The organism is Enterobacter sp. BIDMC109, assembly GCF_001037885.1.
In the GTDB taxonomy this organism is placed as follows: Bacteria; Pseudomonadota; Gammaproteobacteria; order Enterobacterales; family Enterobacteriaceae; genus Enterobacter; species Enterobacter hormaechei_C.
Genome location: NZ_KQ090002.1, coordinates 1,583,368 through 1,607,022, shown reverse-complemented (window position 1 = coordinate 1,607,022; position 23,655 = coordinate 1,583,368). Strand labels below are relative to the sequence as shown.

At 58.2% G+C, this 23,655-nt stretch carries 16 protein-coding genes and 1 pseudogene; 12 read left to right on the top strand and 5 right to left on the bottom strand.

All coding sequences use genetic code 11. The features are described from left to right. The first annotated feature begins 29 nt into the window (after nucleotides 1–29). Both SK62_RS07485 and dcuR read left to right on the top strand, forming a co-directional pair. Entirely contained in the window at nucleotides 30–1,646 is a 1,617-nt protein-coding gene (locus SK62_RS07485; RefSeq protein WP_048249381.1) for a sensor histidine kinase, read from the top strand. Next, the gene (dcuR, locus tag SK62_RS07480) at nucleotides 1,643–2,362 is read left to right on the top strand and encodes a two-component system response regulator DcuR (protein ID WP_003859556.1); all 720 of its coding nucleotides are present in this window, start codon (nucleotides 1,643–1,645) and stop codon (nucleotides 2,360–2,362) included. Before SK62_RS07485 ends, dcuR begins: the two co-directional genes overlap by 4 nt. Here dcuR and SK62_RS07475 read toward each other — a convergent pair. Further along, the gene (locus SK62_RS07475; protein ID WP_017383329.1) at nucleotides 2,343–3,305 is read right to left on the bottom strand and encodes an FAD:protein FMN transferase; all 963 of its coding nucleotides are present in this window, start codon (nucleotides 3,303–3,305) and stop codon (nucleotides 2,343–2,345) included. The genes dcuR and SK62_RS07475 overlap by 20 nt on opposite strands. 58 nt (nucleotides 3,306–3,363) lie before the next feature. Continuing rightward, entirely contained in the window at nucleotides 3,364–6,144 is a 2,781-nt protein-coding gene (locus tag SK62_RS07470) for a flavocytochrome c (RefSeq protein ID WP_047718238.1), read from the bottom strand. 608 nt (nucleotides 6,145–6,752) lie between these two features. Here SK62_RS07470 and SK62_RS07465 point away from each other — a divergent pair. Further along, nucleotides 6,753–8,261, top strand: coding sequence for an anion permease (locus SK62_RS07465; RefSeq protein WP_017383327.1), 1,509 nt, complete (start codon nucleotides 6,753–6,755; stop codon nucleotides 8,259–8,261). A 55-nt stretch (nucleotides 8,262–8,316) separates the two neighbouring features. Then, nucleotides 8,317–9,966, top strand: coding sequence for a class I fumarate hydratase FumA (gene fumA, locus SK62_RS07460; protein WP_047718240.1), 1,650 nt, complete (start codon nucleotides 8,317–8,319; stop codon nucleotides 9,964–9,966). Here fumA and SK62_RS07455 read toward each other — a convergent pair. After that, nucleotides 9,955–10,860: a LysR family transcriptional regulator gene (locus tag SK62_RS07455; protein ID WP_047718242.1), complete on the bottom strand. Its 906-nt coding sequence runs from the start codon at nucleotides 10,858–10,860 to the stop codon at nucleotides 9,955–9,957. The genes fumA and SK62_RS07455 overlap by 12 nt on opposite strands. Nucleotides 10,861–10,955: 95 nt before the next feature. Here SK62_RS07455 and SK62_RS07450 point away from each other — a divergent pair, with 95 nt between their 5' ends. From SK62_RS07450 to SK62_RS07440, 3 genes are all read left to right on the top strand, one after another. Continuing rightward, nucleotides 10,956–12,251, top strand: a complete 1,296-nt coding sequence (locus tag SK62_RS07450) for a serine hydrolase domain-containing protein (RefSeq protein WP_047718243.1) — start codon at nucleotides 10,956–10,958, stop codon at nucleotides 12,249–12,251. A 260-nt stretch (nucleotides 12,252–12,511) separates the two neighbouring features. Then, complete coding sequence (locus tag SK62_RS07445) at nucleotides 12,512–13,813, top strand: MFS transporter (RefSeq protein WP_047718245.1); 1,302 nt, start codon at nucleotides 12,512–12,514, stop codon at nucleotides 13,811–13,813. Nucleotides 13,814–13,819: 6 nt separating this feature from the next. Then, nucleotides 13,820–14,608: a substrate-binding domain-containing protein gene (locus SK62_RS07440; RefSeq protein ID WP_048249379.1), complete on the top strand. Its 789-nt coding sequence runs from the start codon at nucleotides 13,820–13,822 to the stop codon at nucleotides 14,606–14,608. On the opposite strand, the gene SK62_RS07435 is transcribed toward SK62_RS07440, so the two are convergent. After that, on the bottom strand, nucleotides 14,580–15,482 hold the full coding sequence (locus tag SK62_RS07435) for an L-proline-binding transcription factor PsrA (protein WP_003859540.1): 903 nt from the start codon (nucleotides 15,480–15,482) through the stop codon (nucleotides 14,580–14,582). The two genes, SK62_RS07440 and SK62_RS07435, sit on opposite strands and share 29 nt — an antisense overlap. Before the next feature lie 266 nt (nucleotides 15,483–15,748). Here SK62_RS07435 and mtfA point away from each other — a divergent pair, with 266 nt between their 5' ends. Then, the gene (mtfA, locus tag SK62_RS07430; RefSeq protein ID WP_003859539.1) at nucleotides 15,749–16,546 is read left to right on the top strand and encodes a DgsA anti-repressor MtfA; all 798 of its coding nucleotides are present in this window, start codon (nucleotides 15,749–15,751) and stop codon (nucleotides 16,544–16,546) included. Here the strand turns inward: mtfA and SK62_RS07425 are convergent. Further along, nucleotides 16,543–17,751: an MFS transporter gene (locus SK62_RS07425; RefSeq protein ID WP_023294970.1), complete on the bottom strand. Its 1,209-nt coding sequence runs from the start codon at nucleotides 17,749–17,751 to the stop codon at nucleotides 16,543–16,545. The two genes, mtfA and SK62_RS07425, sit on opposite strands and share 4 nt — an antisense overlap. 138 nt (nucleotides 17,752–17,889) lie before the next feature. On the opposite strand from SK62_RS07425, the gene SK62_RS07420 reads away from it, so the two are divergent. From SK62_RS07420 to SK62_RS07405, 4 genes and pseudogenes are all read left to right on the top strand, one after another. After that, a complete protein-coding gene (locus SK62_RS07420; protein ID WP_047718246.1) occupies nucleotides 17,890–19,632 on the top strand; it encodes an IucA/IucC family protein in 1,743 nt (580 codons plus the stop codon). After that, nucleotides 19,632–20,578, top strand: a pseudogene (locus tag SK62_RS07415) (GNAT family N-acetyltransferase). Before SK62_RS07420 ends, SK62_RS07415 begins: the two are co-directional and overlap by 1 nt. Continuing rightward, entirely contained in the window at nucleotides 20,575–22,317 is a 1,743-nt protein-coding gene (gene iucC, locus SK62_RS07410) for an IucA/IucC family protein (protein WP_047718248.1), read from the top strand. Before SK62_RS07415 ends, iucC begins: the two are co-directional and overlap by 4 nt. Further along, complete coding sequence (locus SK62_RS07405) at nucleotides 22,314–23,639, top strand: lysine N(6)-hydroxylase/L-ornithine N(5)-oxygenase family protein (RefSeq protein ID WP_017383315.1); 1,326 nt, start codon at nucleotides 22,314–22,316, stop codon at nucleotides 23,637–23,639. The genes iucC and SK62_RS07405 overlap by 4 nt, the downstream gene beginning before the upstream one ends. Nucleotides 23,640–23,655 lie beyond the last annotated feature (16 nt).

Here is a 23,655-nt window from a genome sequence, read left to right as displayed (position 1 = left end):
AGCCCTTTCTTATTCATCGCGGAGTGTTAATGAGCGATTTGCAGCCCTTCCCCCCGACGCGCAAGCGCCCTATGAAGCTGAATACGCTGGTTACGCTGATGGTGTGCGCGATTATCGGCTCGGTGCTGCTGGTGGTCTTCGCGCTGTACTCTGTGCAGATCACCCGCGCCACGCGCGATGACGTGAAAGATACCGCGCTGGGTATCGCCAGGACGCTGGCCGACAGCCCGGAGATCAAGCGTGGCCTGATGGAATCGCCGCAGGCTGGCATCATCCAGCCGATTGCCGAGGCGGTGACGAAGCGCAACGACCTGCTGTTTACCGTGGTCACCGACCTGCGTGGGATCCGCTATTCCCATCCAAACGAAGCGCTGTTAGGTTTGCATTTTATTGGCGACGATCTGACGCCCGCCCTGGAAGGGAAAGAGAATGTCTCCGTTAACCGCGGCGCGCTCGCGGAAGCGCTGCGCGTCTTTACGCCAGTGTATGACGACCAGCACGACCAGATCGGCGTGGTGGTGGTGGGTATTTCGCTGAATAAAGTTGAAGATCAGATTGCCCGCGGGCGGCTCAACGCCGTGTGGACCATCTTATTCAGCGTTCTGATGAGCTCAGTGGCGATCTGGGGTCTGGTCCGGGTTCTGAAACGTATTCTCTTTGGGCTGGAGCCTTACGAGATCTCAGCCCTCTTTGAGCAGCACCAGGCCATGTTGCAGTCCCTGCGCGAAGGCGTGATGGCCGTGGATATGCACGGGCGCGTGACGATGATTAACCACACCGCCAGAGAAATATTACTCCTGACCTCAGGCCAGCACTCCGAAAGCAGCAGTGAACCGCTGCTGGCCAGCCTGCGCGAAGTATCCAGGACCGGCATTGCCCGCCAGGATCAGGAGATCGGCTGTAACGGGCGGCTGTTGCTCTGCAACATGGTCCCCGTGAAAAGCCAGAATCAGGTGATCGGGGCGATCAGTACGTTCCGCGATAAGACCGAAATCAGCCAGTTAATGCAGCGTATTGATGGCATGGTCAGCTACGTTGATGCCCTGCGCGCTCATACGCACGAGTTTATGAACAAGCTGCACGTGATCCTCGGCCTGCTGCACATGAAGCGCTACGATAAGCTGGAGGAGTACATCATCCAGACCGCGCAGAATTATCAGACGGATATCGGCGCGATACAACGTAAAGTTAAATCCCCGGTCATTGCGGGCTTCCTGCTGGGTAAAATTAACCGCGCTAAAGAGACCGGAGTGACCCTGACGCTGGCGGAGGAGAGTCAGCTTCCCGACACCGCCAATGAAGAGCAGGTTGCGGTGCTGATCACCGTGCTGGGCAATTTAATCGAAAATGCCCTGGATGCGATGGAAGGCCAGCCGGAAGGCGAGATAGGCCTGCTGCTGCATTATCAGAACGGCTGGCTGAGCGGTGAGGTCAGCGATGACGGTCCGGGCATTGATCCCGAGCGGCTGGAGGCTATTTTTACAAAGGGCTACTCAACAAAAGGTGAAAACCGCGGCGTTGGGCTGTTCCTTGCGCGTCAGCAGATCCAGAATCTGGGCGGAGATATTACCGTCGAGTCGGAGCCTGGCGTATTTACCCAATTTTTTGTTCAGATCCCCTGGGATAGCGAGAGGAATATCGCGTGATAAATGTGTTAATTGTCGATGATGACGCCATGGTAGCCGACCTCAACCGTCTGTATGTTAACCGCGTTGAGGGTTTTAGCTGCTGCGGCGTCGCTTCCACGCTCAACCAGGCCGAGGCGTTGATCGCCAACCCAGGCCAGCCGATCGATCTGGTGCTGCTGGATGTCTATATGCAGCAGGATAACGGGCTGGATCTGCTGCCCATCATCCGCGCATCGGGCCGCCCGATTGACGTCATCATGATCTCGTCGGCCTCCGACGCCGCAACGATCCAGACCTCAATGCACTATGGCGTGGTGGATTACCTGATTAAACCGTTCCAGTTCCCGCGTTTTGAAGAGGCGCTGAACGGCTGGAAGGCAAAGCGCAGCCTGATGGGATCGCATCAGTATTATGAACAGGCCGACGTCGACAGGCTGATCCACGGCGGCGCTCCGGAGCTGGCCGACAGCAAAAAATTACCGAAAGGCCTGACGCCGCAGACGCTGCGCACCATTTGCCAGTGGATCGACAGCCATCCGGAGATAGAGTTTTCCACCGACGATCTGGCGAATGCGGTCAACATTTCCCGCGTCTCCTGCCGCAAATACCTGATCTGGCTGGCGCAAATTAATATCCTGTTCACCAGCATTCACTACGGCGCTACCGGCCGGCCGGTATATCGCTACCGTTTGCAGCCGGAACAGGTCGGCCTACTCAAACAGTACTGCCAGTAATTCGGTAGCTGTCGTCCAGAAGGGTAAAACGGAAGTGGTGCATCGAGGAGATCACCACTTCTTTTGTTTTGGTGACAAAGATGGCTTCAATATCGGGGCGCGAACGCAGCGCGGCGCAGCCCTTTTCCACGCCCATGCCGTAGATCAGCGTGGTCCAGATATCGCCGTCGAGGGAGTCTGGCGAAATAATCGTCACGCTGTCCAGTTCGTTATCCAGCGGGTAGCCGGTGCGTGGGTCAAGTATGTGGTGATAACGTTTGCCGTTCAGCTCGAAGTAGCGCTCATAGGTGCCTGACGTCACCACCGACCGGTTTTCGACCGTCATGGCGCCAATCAGCGCGTCACCGGCGAACGGTTTTTTCAGGCCGACGCGCCAGCCGCCCTCCGGCGAGCCTAACGTCTGGACGTTGCCGCCAAGGTTGATCAGCCCAAGTTCAACGCCCTCTTTATGCAGGTAATCCCGCACCCTGTCGGCGATATAGCCTTTAGCAATGGCCCCCAGATCGATCTCCATTCCCTGGCGAGTAAGGAACACGCTGCTGTTGGCTTCATCCAGCACCACGTCCGCTGGATGCGTGATGCCCAGCAAGGCGGCGATCTCGTCCGCGGGCGGTACCGCGTCCCCCTTAAAGCCAATTTTCCAGCGCTTCACCAGCGGGCCGATCGCCAGGTTAAAGGCGCTGTCTTTAAGCAGGCTGGCCGCTTTCGCGCAGCGGATCAGCTCAAACACCGGGCGACTGACGGCAACCGGATGCTGACCGGCCGCATGGTTGATGTCCATTACCTGGGAGTGCGCTCGGTTAACGGTAAGCAGATCTTCGTACTGTTTGATCAGGCGAAACACGCGAGAGGCAAGCGCTTCGTCATGGGAAAAGAGTTTCAGGAGGATGGGCGATCCCATCAGAACGGCGGAGTAGCTGTAAACGCGATGGCTATCAGGCATTTCATGAGTCCTCAGATGTAGCCCCGGCAGGCACCGCGCCGCCGGGGAAACAGGAGCCTTACCGTGTTTTCGAACGCATAGCCGCCTGATGTCCTGCAAGCGTACCAAAAATAATGATATCTGCCACCGCGTTACCGCCGATGCGGTTACCGCCATGGATGCCCCCGACAACCTCACCCGCAGCAAACGCTCCCGGCAATACGTTGTGGTTGCTGTCCAGCACGCAGGTTTCTGTGTTAATGGTCACGCCGCCCATGGTGTGGTGAACGCCCGGTGCAATCTGAATGGCGTAGAACGGCCCTTCGTTGATTGGCGCACGCAGCGCGGTGGTGCGACCGAAATCATCGTCGTGCTGTTTCTCCACAAAGCCGTTGTAGCGTTCCAGCGTTGCCAGGAACTGGTGGTGATCCATCCCCAGCGCTTCCGCCAGGGCTTTTGGCGAGCTGGCGCTGGTAACAAACCCTTTTGCGATGTACTCATCCGCGGCTTTGTTTTTGGCGCGAACATGCTCGTCAAAGACGATGTAAGCGTATTTCTCCGGCAGCGCGATGATCTGCGCCGAGACTTTGTCGCGGGTCGACATTTCGTTATAAAAGCGGTTGCCCTGCTGGTTTACCAGAATCGCCCCGCCGCCGCGGATGGATTCGGAAATCAGATACGACGTTTTCTGCTCAACGGTTGGGTGGATCTGAATTTCGCCCATATCCACGGTGCCCGCACCGATACGCTCCAGCAGCGCGATACCGCCTCCGGTCGCCCCTTTGTGGTTGGTGGTAACGAACCCTGCCAGATCCGGACGGTATTTCACCACCATCTGGCTGTTGGCGCTGAAGCCGCCCGTTGCCACAATCACGCTTTTGGTTGCCACGGTGAGGGTTTCGTTCTCTTCGGTGGTCAGACGCACGCCGGTCACTTCGCCATTTTCGAAAATGATGTCGCTCACGGAGGTATCCAGCATCACCTCGATGTTGCGCTTGTTGACGTTACGCACCAGGCCGCTGATCAGATACCCGCCCACTGCGGAACCGTCTTTCGGACGGTGCGTACGGTCGATGCTCATCCCGCCGGTGGTGGTAATGTCGTTCAGCATAATGCCGCGCGTGGCCAGCCATTCGATGGCCTGCGGCGCGTTCTCGACAAAGCGACGCAGCAGTTCAGGGTCGTTCTTGTTGCCACCGCCTTTCAGACTTTCCTGGTAGAACAGCTCTTTGCTGTCCTGAATACCTTTCACGCGCTGGAAGCGGGTCTCCGCCGCGTTCATCCCGGCCGAGGCTTTAATGGTGTTCCCGCCGATGGTGGGCATTTTCTCGACGATCAGCACGCTCGCGCCTTCGTCATGCGCCTGAATCGCCGCTGCCAGACCGGCGCCGCCGCTGCCGACCACCACCACATCCACGCTTTTAGTCTCATTCGGGTCTGCGCCCTCTTCCGCCGCCAGCGCTTTGCTGGATTTCAGCATCGCCTTCGAGACCGCTTTTTTCACCGCCTCGCTCTGGCTGGTCGCGCCCGTAATCGCGTCCACGTGCGGGGTGTTGGCATCCAGAATACGGGTACGGATCTCTTCGAAGCTGGTGACAAACTCCACGTCTTCACTCGGGCCGGAGGCCAGTTCGATATCGGCGATGCGGTCGGTTTCGAGGCTGACGTTAATCACCAGTTCGTTAGCATCGTCCTGCACTTTTTCAATAAAGGTGCCCGGTTTGAATTTAGATTCGCCCATGCTCATGTCGCGGATCATCGCTTCCACCAGCGAGAAGCGCCACAGCGGTTCCGGGATGCTCAGTTCTTCGCGTCGGGTGCTGTCCATAAACAGCTCCAGGCTTTCGCCCGCCGCGATGCGATCGGTCCAGTCCGGATAGGCGATGGTGGCGCGGCCAACGGCAATCAGGTCGTAACCGTGATCCAGCGATTCATTCACATCCGTGGCATTCACCACGCCGCCAACGCCCATTACCGGTACCTGCGCCAGCGTGTCAGAGCGCATGGCGCAGTATTTTTCGATAAGTGGCGTCGGGTCCTGAGTATCGACGATAGAAGGACGCAGGGCGGCGCCAAGGGAGAAGTGGAGATAATCTACCCCGCGCGCGGCCAGTTTTTCCAGCAGATACAGGGTGTCTTCGAAGCGAATGCCCGGGACTTCAAGCTCTTCCGGAGAGAAACGGTAGCCAATGATAAACGCGTCGTCCGCGTACTGGCGCACCATCTTGTGGGTAATGTCCAGCACCGCCAGCGGGAATTTCGCGCGGTTTTCGCGGCTGCCGCCCCACTCGTCGTCGCGCTGGTTAGAGTTCGGGGAGAAGAACTGCTGGATCAGATAGGTATTCGCCCCGTGGATTTCGACGCCGTCGAACCCGGCCTGAATTGCGCGGCGCACGGCTTCGCCGAACTTGCCGATCATGCCTTCCACCTCTTCCGCGGTCAGGGCAACCGGCGTGGCGGCACCGTCACGCGGCGCGGCAACGGCGCTTGGGCCAACCGGCGTGCGGCCCCCGATCAGTTTTGGGTCGACCATGCGGCCGCCGTGGTAGATTTGCAGCAGGGCTTTGGAGCCTTTGGACTTGATAGCGTCAGCGATTTTTGCCAGCCCGGCGATTTTCTCGTCGTTATCAATACCAATTGCGCCCGGGAACGCCAGGCCGAGATCGTCAACAAAACAGCACTCAACGATGATGGTGCCGATGCTGCCCGCGCGGGCGCGGTAGTACTCCACCAGCTCGCTGGTCACGGTGCCATCGTAATAACCGGTACAGGTTGTCATCGGGGCCATTAACAAACGGTTTTTCAGTTCAGTACCATTCGGTAATGTGAAGGGGCTTAAAATACGTTCGTTAGTGCTCATAATAGAAACTCCAAACTTTAAAAATTAAGAATTCGTTATCGGGATGATTTTTTATTTCGTGTTTTTTGCCGATGTCATGATAGTAATATAAAGCTTTTTTTAGTTTCTAAAGTCATTACGTTAGTTAATAAACTATTTAATCCCTTCGATAACATTAATAACACATTGGTGTTAGCGGGAATGTTTCACTCGTTCACAAGAATTTAAAAAAAGTTAAATTATAAAAGGTCAAACCAATACACCAAATCTAGCAAAAAACCATATAAAACAACGATAAACAAAAGCACCAGAATTTAAATGTTATAGTTTTGATACATAAAATGCGTAAAATTAGCGAATAACCACACTACTCAGAGTGGTTATTATAAAAAATATAAAAATAGCCATTCAGTTCCGTTTTTTTGATCGCGATCAATAGTTATGGCATTCAAAAGAGCAATATAAAAACATCATCATTTTTTATTTAGCGCAAACCAAAATGCGTTAAATCGCTATTAGTGAAAACACAAATCCGCACCTTAAATAACTAAAAAAAGCAAAAAGGATATTTCAATCGAATTTGTGTTTTCGCCGGGCGACGAATTTTTGACAACTTAAGACATGAAACTATGAATACAAAAACTGCTGTAACGCCTCCTGCGGCGAATCTGGCATCAAATGGAACAGCAAAACGACTGCTGATGATGGCTTTGCCCGTCATTGTTGCCGTCCTGCTGTTGTTTGTCCCCGTTCCGGAAGGGCTGCCGCCTTATGCGTGGCACTACTTCGCCATCTTTGTCGGTGTCATCGTCGGCTTAATTTTCGAACCGCTGCCGGGCGCTGTGATCGGTCTTACCGGCGTCGTGGCGATTGCGCTGTGCAGCCAGTGGGTGCTCTTTAGCCCGGAACAGCTGGCTGACCCAAAATTCAAGCTGGCGGGCGCCTCCTTTAAATGGGCGGTCAGCGGGTTTGGTAACTCCACCGTCTGGCTGATTTTCGGTGCCTTTATGTTCGCCGCAGGCTACGACAAAACCCGCTTCGGCCGCCGTCTGGCGCTGATTCTGGTGAAGTACCTGGGCCGTCGCAGCCTCACGCTCGGTTACGCCATTACGTTTGCGGACCTGCTGCTGGCCCCGTTCACCCCGTCCAACACCGCGCGCAGCGGCGGGACCATCTACCCGATCATCGCCAACCTGCCGCCGCTGTATGGTTCAAAACCCAACGACCCAAGCGCGCGCAAAATTGGTTCGTATCTGATGTGGGTAGCCATCACCGCGGCCTGTATCACCAGCTCGATGTTCCTTTCCGCTCTGGCACCTAACCTGCTGGCGCTGGCGCTGGTAAAAAGCACGGTCGGAATTGATATCTCCTGGGGGACCTGGTTCCTCGCCTTCCTGCCGCTGGGTATCCTGCTGATCCTGACCATGCCGCTGCTGGCCTACTGGTTCTACCCGCCGGAAGTGAAGGTAAACAACGAAGTACCGCTGTGGGCGACCCGTGAGCTGGAAAAACTGGGCAAACTGTCGCGCAATGAGATCCTGCTGCTGGTGTTCGTGTGCTGTGCGCTGCTGATGTGGATCTTCGCCGCGGCGTGGATTGAACCGGCCATGGCTGCCCTGCTGATCGTTGGCCTGATGCTGTGGACCGGCGTGCTGGAGTGGAACGATATCACCGGTAACAAAGCCGCGTGGAATACCTTCGTCTGGTTCGCCACCCTGGTGGCGCTGGCGGATGGCCTCTCCTCCACCGGTTTTATCAGCTGGCTGGGTAAAGAAGGCGGCCTGCTGATGAGCGGTATTTCTCCGGGTGTCGCCACCATCGTGCTGCTGCTGGCGTTCTACCTGCTGCACTACCTGTTCGCCAGCACCACCGCGCACACCACGGCGCTGCTGCCTGCGATGCTGACCATCGCCTCCACCATTCCGGGCATGAATATGGAAGTGTTCGTTCTGCTGATGGTGACCTCGCTGGGCGTGATGGGGATCATTACCCCCTACGGTACGGGTCCAAGCCCGATTTACTACGGTAGCGGCTACCTGCCAACCAAAGACTACTGGCGCCTCGGTACCATCTTCGGTGCCATCTTCCTGGCAGCTCTGCTGCTGATTGGTTACCCGTGGATGTCCATGATGTTCTGATTCCTGACCGCCGGACATTTCCTCCGGCGGTTAAATTTTTGTGGAGCAATACGCTATGTCAAACAAACCGTTTATCTACCAGAACCCCTTCCCCCTCGCGCATGACGACACCGAATATTATCTGCTGACCAAAGAGCACGTTTCCGTTGCCGAGTTCGACGGTCAGGAAGTGCTGAAAGTCGAGCCAGAGGCGTTGACCCTGCTGGCACAGCAGGCCTTCCACGACGCGGCATTTATGCTGCGCACCTCTCACCAGAAGCAGGTTGCGGCTATTCTGAGCGACCCGGAAGCCAGCGAGAACGATAAGTACGTTGCCCTGCAATTCCTGCGCAACTCCGAGATTGCGGCGAAAGGCGTGCTGCCCACCTGTCAGGATACCGGTACGGCAATCATTATGGGTAAGAAAGGCCAGCGCGTCTGGACCGGCGGCGGTGACGAAGCGGCGCTGAGTCAGGGCGTATATAACACCTATATTGAAGACAACCTGCGCTACTCGCAGAATGCGGCGCTGGATATGTATAAAGAGGTGAACACCGGCACCAACCTGCCCGCGCAGATCGACCTCTACAGCGTTGATGGTGACGAGTATAAATTCCTGTGCATGGCGAAAGGCGGCGGTTCCGCCAATAAAACTTATCTGTATCAGGAAACCAAAGCGCTGATCACCCCGGCGAAGCTGAAAAATTATCTGGTTGAGAAGATGCGAACTCTGGGTACCGCGGCCTGCCCGCCTTACCATATCGCCTTCGTTATCGGCGGCACCTCAGCGGAAGCCACGCTGAAAACCGTTAAGCTGGCTTCTACCCGCTACTACGATGCGCTGCCAACCGAAGGCAACGCGCACGGCCAGGCGTTCCGCGACGTCCAGCTCGAGCAGGAACTGCTTCAGGAAGCGCAAAACCTCGGCCTTGGCGCGCAGTTTGGTGGGAAATACTTCGCGCACGATATTCGCGTCATCCGTCTGCCGCGCCACGGTGCCTCCTGCCCGATCGGCATGGGCGTCTCCTGCTCCGCTGACCGCAACATCAAGGCGAAGATTAACCGCGAGGGGATCTGGATTGAGAAGCTGGAGCACAATCCTGGCCAGTATATTCCTGAATCCCTGCGTCAACAGGGTGAAGGCGACGTGGTGAGCATCAATCTCGACAAGCCGATGAATGAGATCCTGGCGCAGCTTTCCGCGCACCCGGTCTCCACCCGCCTGTCGCTGAACGGCACCATCATCGTGGCGCGCGATATCGCCCACGCGAAGCTGAAAGAGCTGCTCGACAACGGGGAAGAACTGCCGCAGTACGTTAAAGATCACCCGATTTACTACGCAGGCCCGGCCAAAACGCCAGAAGGTTACGCGTCTGGCTCACTCGGCCCGACCACTGCGGGACGTATGGACTCCTATGTGGACTTACTGCAATCCCACGGCGCGAGCATGATCATGCTGGCGAAAGGTAACCGCAGCCAGCAGGTCACCGACGCTTGCCATAAGCACGGCGGCTTCTACCTCGGCAGCATCGGCGGCCCGGCGGCGGTGCTGGCGCAAAACAGCATCAAGAGCCTGGAGTGCGTGGCGTATCCTGAACTGGGAATGGAAGCCATCTGGAAAATTGAAGTGGAGAACTTCCCGGCGTTTATCCTGGTGGATGACAAAGGCAACGACTTCTTCCAGCAGATCCAGAATAAACAGTGTAAAGGGTGCTCACAGCGCTGAGCGTTTCCATAACGCCGGAAGCAGCGACAGCGTATCGTTGATCAACCCGCGCTTGTCGCTGCCCGGCTTCCAGATGGTGACCATCGTCTGGCTTATTCCCTGGCTGCCCACTTCGGTGGGCAGCCTTTTTACATTTTTCCACTGCGTTGCCTGAAGATGGGTCGGCAAAAACCCCCAGCCGCAGCCCTGCTCCAGCAGGCCGCGCAGCATCTCCAGTTCGTTAGCGAAAAGCGTGTGCCCTGAAATTTGCAGGCGACGGGCGACCGGCTCGTCTGATGCGGCATGCATAATCACCTGTGGCACCAGAGAGAGAGCGAGCAGCGACACCGGCGACGCAACCTCCGCAAAAAGTGCCGTTGCGGCGTAAAAATCCATTTCGATCGCCCCCAGCGCCCGCCACTCCATCTCATTGCCCACGCTGCGGTTACGCGCCTGGCAGATCCCTAGATCGGCCTGACCGTTTGCCAGCCTCGCTTCCGCCTCATCGCGCGATGCGCTGGTCAGGCTCAGGCGGATCTTTTTCGCCGCCAGTGTGGCAATCAGCGCCTGTAAAAAAGCTCTGGGGGTAAACGGATCGTAAGCGAGGGCGATGTCCTGCGTCGCGCTGTCCGGTACCGATCTGGCAAACGCCTCAAACGCTTTGACCTGGCGCATCAGCAGGTGCGCCTGCCGCTGAAGCTGCTCCCCCTCCGGCGTCAGGCGCAGGCTGCGCCCCTCCCGCAGGAACAGAGCATAGCCCAGCCCATCCTCAAGGAAATCGATCAGATCCCGCAGGGTAGTACGATCTTTGCCGAGTTTACTGGCCGCCTTCATCAGGCTGCCGTGTTCAGCGACGGCAGTGAACGCCTCAAGCTGGGCAAAGGAATAGATCAGTGATGCCACGCCATTCTCCACGCAATTTTTACGGGGGATTTTCCCCCATAACGCGTTTTTTATTATAGGCCGCAGGTTCTTAAACTGAAGTCCTTCCTGAGCCAAACGAGATAAATATGAAAATCAAAACAAACCGCACGCTGCTCGCGGCGCTGGTTGTCAGCAGCCTGCTCTCGCCCGCCGTTATGGCGGCCTGCAACGGTACCGACCTCACCACCTGTCCGGCGCCTTTCGATGCCAGACTCCCGGACGCGCATACCATGCTCACCTGGAACCAGGCCGATCGCGTGGTGGGCTTTCGCAATGACTACCGCAACTACGCAGCGGATGTGTTCCGCCACGGCAACGCTACGCCGCTGCTGCCCGCAGAAAAACCGCTCACCGATGCCCGCTATCAGGTGAAGGGTAAGAGTTACACTCTTCAGGATTACCTGAAACGCCAGAACGTCAGCGGCATGCTGGTGCTTAAAAACGGCAAAGTGGCCTATAAATACCTGGGAGAAGGCAATACCGACTCAACGCTCTGGACGTCGCGTTCCGTGGGCAAATCGGTGGTCTCCGCGCTGGTGGGTGCTGCAATTAAAGAAGGGAAAATCCACTCCCTGGACGACCTTGTCACCCAATACGAACCTGACTTAAAAGGCACCGCCTGGGAGGGCGTAACGCTAAAACAGCTCATCACCCACACCTCTGGCGTGGCGTGGAACGAAGATTACACCAACCCGCAATCTGACTTCGCCCGGCTTACCGAATGCGAAGCGAAGCCGGGCACCTACAACTGCGTGCGCACCCTGGTGAAGGGGTTACACCGTGAACACCCGGCGGGCGAAAACTGGTCCTATTCCTCGGGTGGCGCCTGGCTGTTAGGCGATGTGCTTGAGCGCGCCACCGGCATGACGCTCGCGGCGTATCTGGAGAAGACCATCTGGCAGCCGTACGGCATGGCGAGCGACGGCGTGTGGCATGCCTACAGCAAAGGCCAGCACGACGTGGGTGCGCATGGGTTTAACGCCACGCTGGAAGACTGGGGGCGTTTCGGGGAGTTTATCCTGCATAACGGTACGCTGCCGGACGGAAAACAGATCCTCCCCGAGGGCTGGGTGAAACAGTCCTCAGCCTGGACACAGGCCAAAGGATCGGTGTCCGACGCGCATCCGAAGGGGTTATACGGCTACCAGTGGTGGAACAACGAAGTACCAGCCACCGCCACACACGTGGAGCCGAAAGTCGAAAATTCGCTGAAGGATTCCCTGTGGGCGCTGGGTATTTTTGGTCAGATGATCATGGTTAATCAGAAAGAAAATCTGGTTATCGTCCAGTGGTCCATCTGGCCGCAGGCAGAGCCGTCATTCAGCGCGCAGCCGCTGGAAGCGTCGCTGATGTTTAGCGCGATTGCGAACGCGCTGCGCTGATAATCCCAAGCCAGGCCCCGCCTGGCTTCTCACCTGCGCGATGTCACAAAACCGATATATCAGCAACTTAGCGAAATCGAGTAAATAAAAGATCACCGAAATGTTAAGTTATTGTTGAATATGTAAATACTGGTCAACGCTTTGTCATTAATGCACCACACGCATCAGTCCATGCGCTATTTGCGCTTATTAATTCCCACTTCCTGATCCAGTTTTCAGAAACAGACGAGCATAACGTCACTATAAAACTGGAGATAATCATGGTTTCCTCAACCTCACCTGCAACGCTTCGTGCCAAAGCGGGCGCGATTTTCCGCGTCACGTCGGGCAACTTTCTTGAGCAATTCGACTTCTTTCTGTTCGGCTTTTATGCCACCTACATCGCCCATACTTTTTTTCCGGCAAGCAGTGAATTTGCGTCCCTGATGATGACCTTCGCCGTCTTTGGCGCGGGCTTCCTGATGCGTCCGATCGGGGCCATTGTGCTGGGGGCTTACATTGATAAAGTGGGTCGCCGTAAAGGGCTGATCGTCACCCTGTCAATTATGGCCACCGGAACCTTCCTGATCGTGCTGATCCCTTCTTACCAGAGCATTGGCCTGTGGGCGCCGCTGCTGGTGCTGACCGGCCGCCTGTTGCAGGGTTTTTCGGCAGGCGCCGAGCTGGGCGGGGTTTCGGTTTATCTGGCGGAGATCGCCACGCCGGGCCGCAAGGGTTTCTACACCAGCTGGCAGTCGGGTAGCCAGCAGGTCGCCATTATGATCGCGGCGGCGATGGGCTTTGCGCTGAATGTGGTGCTGGAGGAGAGTGCCATTCGCGAATGGGGGTGGCGTATTCCGTTCCTGTTTGGCTGTCTGATTGTGCCGTTTATCTTTTTCCTGCGCCGCAAGCTGGAAGAGACCGAGGAATTCAGCGCCCGTCGCCACCATCTGGCAATGCGTCAGGTCTTCACAACGCTGCTCGCCAACTGGCCGGTAGTCGTCGCGGGCATGCTGATGGTGGCGATGACCACCACCGCGTTTTACCTGATCACCGTTTACGCGCCGACCTTCGGTAAAAAAGTCCTGATGCTCAGCGCATCGGACAGTCTTCTTGTCACGCTGCTGGTGGCGGTGTCCAACTTCATCTGGCTGCCGGTGGGCGGCGCGCTGTCGGATCGCTTCGGACGTAAACCAGTGCTGATCGCCATGACGCTGCTGGCGCTGGCGACCAGCTATCCGGCGCTGACGATGCTGGCCGCAGCCCCGAGCTTCTCAATGATGCTGACCGTGCTGCTGTGGCTCTCTTTCCTCTACGGCCTGTATAACGGCGCGATGATCCCGGCCCTGACGGAGATCATGCCAGCAGAGGTGCGCGTGGCGGGCTTCTCACTGGCTTACAGCCTGGCAACGGCGGTCTTTGGCGGTTTCACGCCGGTGATTTCGACTGCCTTAATTGAGTACACCGGCGACAAAGCCTCTCCGGGCTACTGGATGAGCTTTGCCGCCGTTTGCGCCCTGCTGGCAACGCTTTATCTCTATCGTCGTCGCGCGTTAATCCTGCAAACTGCCGTTAAGGAGTGATCCCTCATGCTTACATTCAGAACGGTGATTGCCGCCCTGACCTTCGCCACCCTCAGCGCGGGCGCGCTTGCGCAGGATGTGACGGTGATGATTTCTGGCGGCTTCAAAGCGGCGCTGGAGAAGCTGACGCCGCAGTACGAAGCGCAAAGCGGTGACAGGCTCATTGTGATCTCCGGCCCGTCGATGAGCAAAACGCCGCAGGCCATTCCGGCCCGGCTCGCCCGGGGCGAAAAAGCGGACGTGGTGATTATGGTGGGCGATGCGCTGGCGAAACTGGAACAGGATCGCAGGACGGCGGCGGGCTCCCGCGTGGAGCTGGCGGATTCGCCCGTCGGGATGGTCGTCAAAGCGGGCGCGCCGGTGCCGGATATCAGTACGGTGCCTGCCCTGCGGCAAACGCTGCTGAAGGCGCATTCCATAGCTTATTCCGACAGCGCCAGCGGCCGGTATGTAGAGAGTCAGCTGTTCCGTAAGCTGGGCATCGACGGCCAGGTTCACGATAAAGCGCACCGGGTTGAGCGCATCCCGGTGGCGTCTGAAGTGGCAAAAGGGAAATACGATCTCGGCTTTCAGCAGGTGAGCGAGCTTCTGCCGGTCCCGGGGGTGACGTTTGTCGGTAAGTTGCCTGACGACATGCAGTACATTACCCGTTTCGCCGGAGCCGTAACGCAGAAGGCTGACCATCCCGAACAGGGAAAAGCGCTGCTGGCCTTTCTCTCTTCGCCACAGGCCGCCAGCGTCATTACGGCAACGGGCTTAACGCCCGTCAGTGCACCTCGCGATACTGCTCGGTAATCAGCGTTTCGAGTTCGGCAGCAATATAGGACTGGATCCGCCCGCGGCGGCGGATCAGCCCCACGGTTCGCCTGACCTCAGGCTCGGTTAAAGGTACCGACGTCAGCAGCGAATGCTCTGCGCGGGGCATTGACATGGCGGGAACGGCCGCAATGCCGATCCCGGCTTCAACCATCCCCAGCATGGTCGTCACGTGCCGCGTTTCGCAGATGCTGGGGCGCTCAGGCCGAATATGCCCGACCCGCTGGTCGAGAAGATTGCGGTTGCCGGAGGTCTTATCCAGACCGATATAATCCTGCTGATAAAAAGCCTGCCACGTCAGGCTTTTTCTTTTTGCAAGCGGGCTGTCGCGCCGGCAGGCAGCCACGTAGACATCCTCCACCAGCGGGACAAACTCGATGTCGGGCTGCAAACTCCGGGCAAAGCAGATACCAAAATCCGCCTGTCCGCGGGTGACGGCCTCGATAACATTTCCGGCGCTGCTGTCGATCAGTTTTATGCGCACGCGGGGGTAACGGGACTGAAAGCGGCGGATAACATCCGGCATAAAGTAACAGGCGGCGGACGGCACCGTCGCCACGGTGATTAGCCCCGTACGCTCCTCGCTGGCCTTATCGATATCCGAAAGCATGGACTCCACATCAGCAAGCAGCTGTCCGCATCGGTCGGCAAAGGTCTGTCCATACAGGGTCAGCGTGACGCGCCGGGTGGTTCTGTCGAACAGTTTTGTCCCCAGTGCCGCCTCCAGCTTTTCAATTCTGCGACTCAACGCCGACTGGGAAAGGCAGATAGACTCCGCCGCAAGACGGAAATTGCCATATTCCAGTAAAGCGCGGAAGGCATAGAGATCGTTGAGGTCAAAATTGACGGGCATACTGACGGGATCCTTAAGCACGGTAGGGTAAGAAGAGATTTATCATAGTCGCGCACGACATACTTCACAAAATGAAGGGGATACCCCTAAAGCGCTATCAACCTGACGGCACATAGTGATAGTTTATGCGGGCTGGATTCCTCTTAAACAGGCTGCCAGTCTGCATGCAGCCGAAGAGGAGTGTCATACTGCTTAACAGAGTATGTTGGCATGCTAACAGCCCCTGACCTTTCCATTTTGTTCACGTGCGAGTAACGAGCAAAGCGATGATTAAGTGGCCCTGGAAAACGAACGACGCTGGTCGAAATATGGCGCTGCCCTGGGATGAGGCTCTGGCGATCCCCGTGCTGGCGAATCTCTTGCCTGAAGAGCAATCAAAGCTGATTCAGCTGGCCGAGCGTTTTTTACAGCAAAAACGGCTGGTACCGCTACAGGGCTTCGAACTGGATCCGCTTAAAAATTCCCGCATCGCCCTGCTCTTCTGCTTGCCGGTGCTGGAGCTGGGTATCGAATGGCTGGATGGCTTCCACGAAGTGCTGATCTACCCGGCGCCGTTTATCGTCGATGATGAGTGGGAGGATGACATCGGGCTGGTGCACAACCAGCGTATGGTGCAGTCCGGGCAAAGCTGGCAGCAAGGGCCAATCATCCTCAACTGGCTGGATATTCAGGACTCGTTCGATGCCTCGGGCTTCAACCTGATCATTCACGAAGTGGCGCATAAGCTGGATACCCGCAACGGCGATCGCGCCAGCGGCGTGCCGCTGATCCCGCTGCGTGAAGTCGCGGGATGGGAGCACGACCTGCACGCGGCGATGGAAAACATTCAGGATGAGATAGACCTGGTGGGTGAAAGCGCGGCCAGCATTGATGCCTATGCCGCGACCGATCCCGCCGAGTGTTTTGCGGTACTGTCCGAGTATTTCTTTAGCGCACCTGAGCTTTTCGCTCCGCGCTTCCCGGCGCTGTGGCAGCGTTTTTGCCAGTTTTATCAGCAGGATCCGCTTCAGCGTCTGCGGCAAAGTGAGGACGCAGCCAGCACATCCTCTCATCCGTTCCACTAATGTTCAGCAGAGGTACGATCGGTCGATCGTACCCACACGCTCACCGCGAGAAACAGCAGCGCCATTCCCCATGCGGCAGTAATCAAAAACTGCTCACCGTAAAAGCGCGTCACCACGGGTACCAGCAGCGCGCTGGCCCCGTACCCCAGCGTATGGCTGGTGGCGATCACCCCTGCGCCTTTGCCCGTCGTCAGCCGATCGTTGAGCAAAAGCTGGTATCCCGGCGTTGCCATGGCGGCCCCCAGCGAAGTGATGACAATTCCCACGTAGAACAGGGCTAAACTGGCGAGACACATCAGCCCAAGACCCGCCACCATCAAGACCGCGGCAATTAAGAGTAAAACTCTCGGGGTAAAATGCTGCGGGCGTACCACCAGAAACTGCGCCGCCAGGGTCGCCAGCGCGGCCAGGCTCAGCAGCAGCGCGACATGATGGCTGATTTGCACGGCATCGCCATTAAATAACGGGTGAAGATGCGGCGATAAACCAAGCTGCATCAGGCTGACCAGCGCCGCCAGCAGCAGTGCCAGCACCAGGAAAGGCAGCATGGAGGCCTGTAACCGCGTCGACTGGTGCGCCACCGGCGGCAGCGGGGGATCGGCGGCTTCGCGCAGCACCAGCAGCAGCGCGATAAACGGCGCCACCGCCATCAGCCAGAGCGGTGCGACCGGGCTGACGCTGAGCATCAGCGCGGCCAGAGGCGGTCCCAGCAGACGCCCGCAGCTAAGGCCAGAGCTTATCGTCGCCAGCGCCGCCATCCTTTTATCCAGCCCCGCGCGTTGAATGGCCCACGTCTGGGCCGCAGGCACCAGCCCTGATACCGTCAGGCCGTACAGCATGCGCGACAGCACCAGGCCTGCCATTCCCCAGAGAGCATTCAGCGCGCCGTTCGCCATCGCCCAGACCACCAGCGCCATCACGACAAAGCTCGCCAGATAGCCTCCCAGCGAGGCCAGCATAACGATCTTACAGCCGTGCCGCTCGCTCTGGCGTCCCCACCAGGGCGATGCGGGTAAAAAGAGCATCGAGCCGAACATCAGCAGCCCGGCCCAGACGGAGAGCGACAGTCCGGTCAGGGAGACCAGCTGCGGCAGCATAACCAGCAAACCGTTTTGCCCAATACCTAATAAACCGGCGCCCAGTGCCAGGGGCCAGTTAGCTTTAGGGGTCACAACGTCAGTGAGATTCTCAGTACGGGTGCGCATAAAATTGTGAAGATAATGTCAATAAATGTGTGGAAATTATGAAGTTTATGAAAACAAATATTGCAAAAATAGTTGCCACTGTAAACAGAATGAATATCATAACGAGAATTATTATCAGTCATGGAATGAGGTACAACTATGCGTACTCTGCCCCGCTCCGCCGGTACAGATGTTGCGGCTCAGTGTTTTTTGAACGCGCTGCTGCGCGAAACGAAGGACTGGCATTATCTTCCCGCAACCCGTGCGGATGAGTTATCACAGATTCATATCCCGCTCTCCCCAACCCAGGCCATTCGGGTTCCGGTACGCTATTTCTCCCCCACGCAGCATCACCAGTATTGTTTTCCGGCAACGCTGATTCAGGCCGACAGCGACGGCGGTGACACGGTCACATTTCATCAACTGATTGATTTCATTCTTCAAAAAGAGACGGTAAAAGGCGATCTGGATGCTGATACGCTGGCTCGCTTTAAGCAGCGCGTCCTGGAAAGCCATACGCACACCTGGCAGGCCATTGATTTACGCCACAACTGGGCAAACCTGCGCGATAAGCCGCTGACGTTTGCCGAAGCGGAACAGGCGCTGCTGGTCGGCCATGCTTTTCATCCTGCCCCAAAGTCGCACGAGCCGTTCAACGAGGCCGAGGCGCGTCGCTATCTGCCGGATTTCGCCTCCCGCTTCCCGCTGCGCTGGTTTGCGGTTGAGCATGAGCTGATTACCGGCGACAGCCTGAATGTCTCCCTGCGGGAACGTCTGCTGCGCTTTGCAGCGCAGAGCGCGCCGGCCCTTCTCGGTCATTTCACCGACACCTGCTGGCTGCTGCCGATGCACCCGTGGCAGGCCGACTATCTGCTGGAGCAGGACTGGTGCCAGCGTCTGGTAGAAAAAAGCGCCCTGCGCGATCTGGGCGAAGCCGGTGCGCAATGGCTGCCCACCAGCTCTTCCCGCTCGCTGTACAGTGAAACCAACAGCGACATGATTAAGTTTTCCCTGAGCGTGCGCCTGACCAACTCCGTGCGCACGCTGTCGGTGAAAGAGGTTAAGCGCGGCATGCGCCTGGCACGGCTGGCGAAAACGGCACGCTGGCAGGAACTTCAGGCGCGCTACCCGACCATGCGCGTGATGCAGGAGGACGGCTGGGCGGGGCTGCGCGATGAGCACGGCGTCGTTCAGGAAGAGAGCCTGATGGCCCTGCGCGTCAACCTGCTGTTCGATACCCCTGAAACGCAAACCAACGTGCTGGTGAGCCTGACCCAGGCCGCGCCGGACGGCGGCGACAGCCTGCTCGCCGCGGCGGTGCGTCGTCTGAGCCAGCGTCTGGACTTACCCCTCGCCCAGGCCGCGCGCTGCTGGCTGGATGCCTACTGCGACCGGGTATTGCTTCCGCTGTTCAGCGCCGAGGCGGACTACGGTCTGGTCCTGCTGGCGCACCAGCAAAATATCCTCGTTGAGATGCAGCAGGATTTCCCCGTTGGGCTGATCTACCGCGACTGCCAGGGCAGCGCCTGGACCGAAGGGGCCGACGCGTGGCTGAAAGAGGCAGGTGAAACCGAGGTGGAAAACCGCTTCGGTGAGAGCCAGCTGCTGCGCTACTTCCCTTATTACCTGCTGCTGAACTCTACCCTTGCCGTCACCGCCGCGCTCGCCGCCGCCGGTTTCGACAGCGAAGAGAACCTGATGTCCCGCGTGCGTGACGCGCTGGCCGAACTGCGCACCACGGCGAAGCAGACCCGCTGCCTCGATTACGTGCTCGACAGCCCGACCTGGAACTGCAAAGGCAACTTCTTCTGCTATCTGCACGATCGCAACGAAAACACCATCGTCGATCCGGCGGTGATCTATTTCGACTTTAGCAACCCGTTTTATAAGGAGAAGGCGTGATGGCAAACGCGAATATCGTCCATTCCGGCTACGGCTTTCGCTGCACGGTCACGGAACAAAACCTGCCGCTGACGCTGGGTCTCGACGGCAGCGCGGTGCTGGAGCGGCTGACCGGGCTCCCGGACGGCTGGCTGGTGGACGCCCTCGACCAGCTGTTTGTTGCCGCGCCCGCCCTGACCGGCATTACCCTGCCGTGGGCAGCCTGGCAGGATGAACCTCAGGCGCAGGCGCTGTTTAGCCTCGTTCATGGGGATTATCTGGCGCGTGAAATTTTCTGGCAGCTGCCGCTGTGGCTGAAAGGCGAACGTCCGCAGGCGAGCGGCGGAATGCAGTTTGACGAAAGCCGTCAGCTGTACTTCCCGCTGCGCCCTCACCGCCCGCAGAGCGAGGTGTACCGCCGTTACGATCCGCAGATTAAGCGCACCCTGAGCTTCCGCGTGGCGGACGTGGCGTTGACGGCGAGCGTTTTACCCGCTGGATGAACAACCCGCGCGTAAATGCCTTCTGGGAGATGGCCGGTCCGCAGGCCGAGCAGGAGAACTACCTGCGTCGCCAGCTCGACTCGACTTATTGCTATCCGGTGATCGGCTGCTTTGACGATCAGCCGTTCGGCTATTTTGAACTCTACTGGGCGGCAGAAGATCGCATTGGCCGCCACTATCGCTGGCAGCCGTTTGACCGCGGGCTGCACATGCTGGTGGGTGAAGAAAACTGGCGCGGCGCGCAATACATCCGCAGCTGGCTGCGCGGCCTGAGCCACTATCTGTATCTCGATGAACCGCGCACCACGCGCATTGTCGCCGAGCCGCGCTTCGACAATCAGCGTCTGTTCCGCCATCTGGCGTCCGCCGGTTTCGACACGGTGAAAGAGTTCGACTTCCCGCACAAACGCTCCCGTCTGATCATGAGCGAGCGTCATCACTTCTTCCACGAGGTGGAACTGTGAACGCACTCTGGCAGAAAGTGAACCGCGAGATGGTGGCGAAGATCCTCGCCGAACTGGAATATGAACGCACCCTGCGCGCCGAGCCGGTTTCGGCGGACAACTGGCGCATCAGTATGGGTAACGCGTGCTGGCAGTTTCGCGCCACGCGTGGGATCTGGGGCTGGCTGCACATTGACCCTGATACCCTGACCACCACCAGCGGCGCGACGGTTGAAGCGGAAAACGCGCTGCTGCAACTGGCCACCGTGCTGGAGATGAGCGACGCGCAAACGGCGGAGCACATGGAAGATCTCTACGCCACGCTGCGGGGTGACATGCAGCTGTTGCAGGCGCGTGAAACGCTGGATGCCGATGCGCTGATCCACCTCGACCCGGACGAACTACAGTGCCTGATGCGCGGTCACCCGAAGTTTATTTTCAACAAGGGACGCCGCGGCTGGGGGATGGATGCCCTGCGCCTGTACGCGCCGGAATATCGCGGGCGTTTCCGCCTGCACTGGGTCGCCGTGCAGCGCGAGCGTCTGGTCTGGAGCAGCGACGCCGATTGCGATATTAACGCCCTGCTCTCCAGCGCCATGGACGATGCCGAGCGCGAGCGGTTCGACGACCGCTGGCAGGAGCTGGATCTGGACGACAGCTGGCTGCCGGTGCCGCTGCACCCGTGGCAGTGGCAGCAAAAAATTGCCATTCATTTCCTGGCGCAGCTCGCGCGCGGTGAGATGGTAGAGCTGGGTGAGTTCGGCGATGAGTATCTGGCGCAGCAGTCCCTGCGCACGCTGACCAACGCCAGCCGTCGCGCGCCGTATGACATCAAGCTGCCGCTGACTATCTACAACACCTCCTGCTATCGCGGTATTCCGGGCAAGTATATCGCCGCCGGTCCGCTGGCCTCGCGCTGGCTACAGCAGCAGTTCGCCAGCGATGCCACGCTGATTCACTCCGGGGCGCAGGTGCTTGGCGAACCCGCAGCCGGATATCTGTCGCATCCGGGTTATGCCGCATTGCCTGAGGCGCCGTACCGCTATCAGGAGATGCTGGGGGTGATCTGGCGCGAGAACCCATCCTGCTATTTACAGGATGGCGAACAGGCGGTGCTGATGGCGGCGCTGATGGAAACCGATAACCAGGGGCGCCCGCTGATTGACGCGTGGATCAAACGCTCGGGGTTAACCGCTGACGCATGGCTGGAAAAGCTGTTTGAGGCGACGGTGATCCCCTTCTATCACCTGCTCTGTCGCTACGGGGTGGCGCTCATCGCCCACGGCCAGAACGTCACGCTGGTGATGAAAGATTACGTTCCGCAGCGCATTTTGCTGAAGGATTTCCAGGGCGACATGCGCCTGGTGGATGAAGATTTCCCGCAGGCGAAGAGCCTGCCGGAGCAGGTAAAAGCGGTGACGGCGCGCCTCAGCGCGGATTACATCATCCACGACCTGCAAACCGGCAACTTTGTCACGGTGCTGCGCTTTATATCCCGCCTCACCCTGCAATGCGGCGTGAGCGAAACCCGCTTCTATCAGATCCTGGCGCTGGTATTACGTCGCTATATGGCCGCCCATCCGGATCTTGCAGCGCGCTTCGCCAAATTCGACCTGTTTAAGCCGCAGATTATTCGCGTGATCCTCAACCCGGTCAAACTGACCTTCTCTGAACACGACGGCGGCAGCCGCATGCTGCCGAACTACGTCTGCGATCTTGATAACCCTCTTTTTCTGGTCTCCCAGGAGTCAGCGCAATGAAAACCTATGATTTCATCGGCATTGGTATCGGTCCGTTCAACCTCAGTATTGCCGCGCTGGCAGAGGGGCTGGACGGTTTTAGCTCGCTGTTTCTTGAACGCAAGCCGCACTTCTCCTGGCACCCGGGGATGATGGTGCCGGACTGCCATATGCAGACCAGCTTCCTGAAGGATCTGGTCAGCGCCGTGGAGCCTACCAACCGCCACAGCTTCCTGAACTATCTGGTACAGCGCAAAAAGTTCTACCGTTTCCTCACCACCGAGCAGCGCACCGTGTCGCGCGAGGAGTTTGCCGACTACCTGTGCTGGGCGGCGGATAACCTCACTAACCTGGCCTTCAGCCAGCAGGTACAGCAGGTCAGCTTTGATGAGCAAAACGGCCTGTTTGAGGTCGTGACCCAGCGGGATCGCTTCCTGGCGCGCCACGTCTGCGTGGGGATTGGGAAGCAGATCAATCTCCCAGACTGCGTCACCGCGCAGGACGACACCTGCTTCCACGCCAGCGAAATGATGCTGCGCACGCCGGATTTAGCGGGCAAGCGCGTCACCGTCGTCGGCGGCGGCCAGAGCGGTGCGGATCTGTTTTTAAATATCTTCCGTGGGGAATGGGGGCAGCCGCTGAGCCTCAACTGGGTGTCGCGCCGCAACAACTACAACGCGCTGGATGAAGCCGCGTTTGCCAATGAGTATTTCACGCCGGAGTACGTGGACAGCTTCTCGACCCTTGGTGACGACGCCCGACGTCAGATGTTGCAGGAGCAGAAGATGACCTCCGACGGGATCACCACGGAGTCGCTGCTGGCCATCTATCGCGCCATGTATCACCGCTTCGAAGTGCTGCGCGAAAAACCCTGGGCGCATCTGATGCCGTCCCGCTCGGTGACGGCGCTGACGCGCCAGGAAACCGGACATCGCCTCAGCATCCAGCATCACCTGGACGGCGGGCGCGAACAGCTGGAGAGCGACGTGGTGATTTTCGCCACCGGCTACCGCGCCGTGCAGCCCGCGTTTCTCGCCCCGCTCTCTTCCCGACTGCGTCTGGATGAGAATGAAGCCTTCTGCATCAACAACGATTTCACCCTTGAATGGGACGGCCCGCAGAGCAACCGCCTGTTTGCCGTCAATGCCGGGATGCACCGTCTCGGTATTGCCGAACCCCAGCTCAGCCTGATGGCCTGGCGCGCGGCGCGAATTTTGAATCGCGCTCACGATGACGAGCCGTTTGAGCTGGCAACCACCCCCGGCGTGATCCACTGGCGGAGCACCACCAGCCCGGAGAGCAGCCAGGTTTTTAAATCATTAATGAAGACCACCGAGTACTGACACACACATTCAGGAT

Excerpts from the sequence above, each read along its gene's own strand:
- SK62_RS07445 (WP_047718245.1), top strand. The coding sequence starts at position 12,512 with ATGGTTTCCTCAACCTCACCTGCAACGCTTCGTGCCAAAGCGGGCGCG.
- SK62_RS07475 (WP_017383329.1), bottom strand. The coding sequence starts at position 3,305 with ATGCCTGATAGCCATCGCGTTTACAGCTACTCCGCCGTTCTGATGGGA.
- SK62_RS07465 (WP_017383327.1), top strand. The coding sequence starts at position 6,753 with ATGAATACAAAAACTGCTGTAACGCCTCCTGCGGCGAATCTGGCATCA.
- SK62_RS07405 (WP_017383315.1), top strand. The coding sequence starts at position 22,314 with ATGAAAACCTATGATTTCATCGGCATTGGTATCGGTCCGTTCAACCTC.
- SK62_RS07450 (WP_047718243.1), top strand. The coding sequence starts at position 10,956 with ATGAAAATCAAAACAAACCGCACGCTGCTCGCGGCGCTGGTTGTCAGC.
- fumA (WP_047718240.1), top strand. The coding sequence starts at position 8,317 with ATGTCAAACAAACCGTTTATCTACCAGAACCCCTTCCCCCTCGCGCAT.
- SK62_RS07485 (WP_048249381.1), top strand. The coding sequence starts at position 30 with ATGAGCGATTTGCAGCCCTTCCCCCCGACGCGCAAGCGCCCTATGAAG.
- SK62_RS07425 (WP_023294970.1), bottom strand. The coding sequence starts at position 17,751 with ATGCGCACCCGTACTGAGAATCTCACTGACGTTGTGACCCCTAAAGCT.
- SK62_RS07420 (WP_047718246.1), top strand. The coding sequence starts at position 17,890 with ATGCGTACTCTGCCCCGCTCCGCCGGTACAGATGTTGCGGCTCAGTGT.
- mtfA (WP_003859539.1), top strand. The coding sequence starts at position 15,749 with ATGATTAAGTGGCCCTGGAAAACGAACGACGCTGGTCGAAATATGGCG.
- SK62_RS07470 (WP_047718238.1), bottom strand. The coding sequence starts at position 6,144 with ATGAGCACTAACGAACGTATTTTAAGCCCCTTCACATTACCGAATGGT.
- SK62_RS07440 (WP_048249379.1), top strand. The coding sequence starts at position 13,820 with ATGCTTACATTCAGAACGGTGATTGCCGCCCTGACCTTCGCCACCCTC.
- SK62_RS07435 (WP_003859540.1), bottom strand. The coding sequence starts at position 15,482 with ATGCCCGTCAATTTTGACCTCAACGATCTCTATGCCTTCCGCGCTTTA.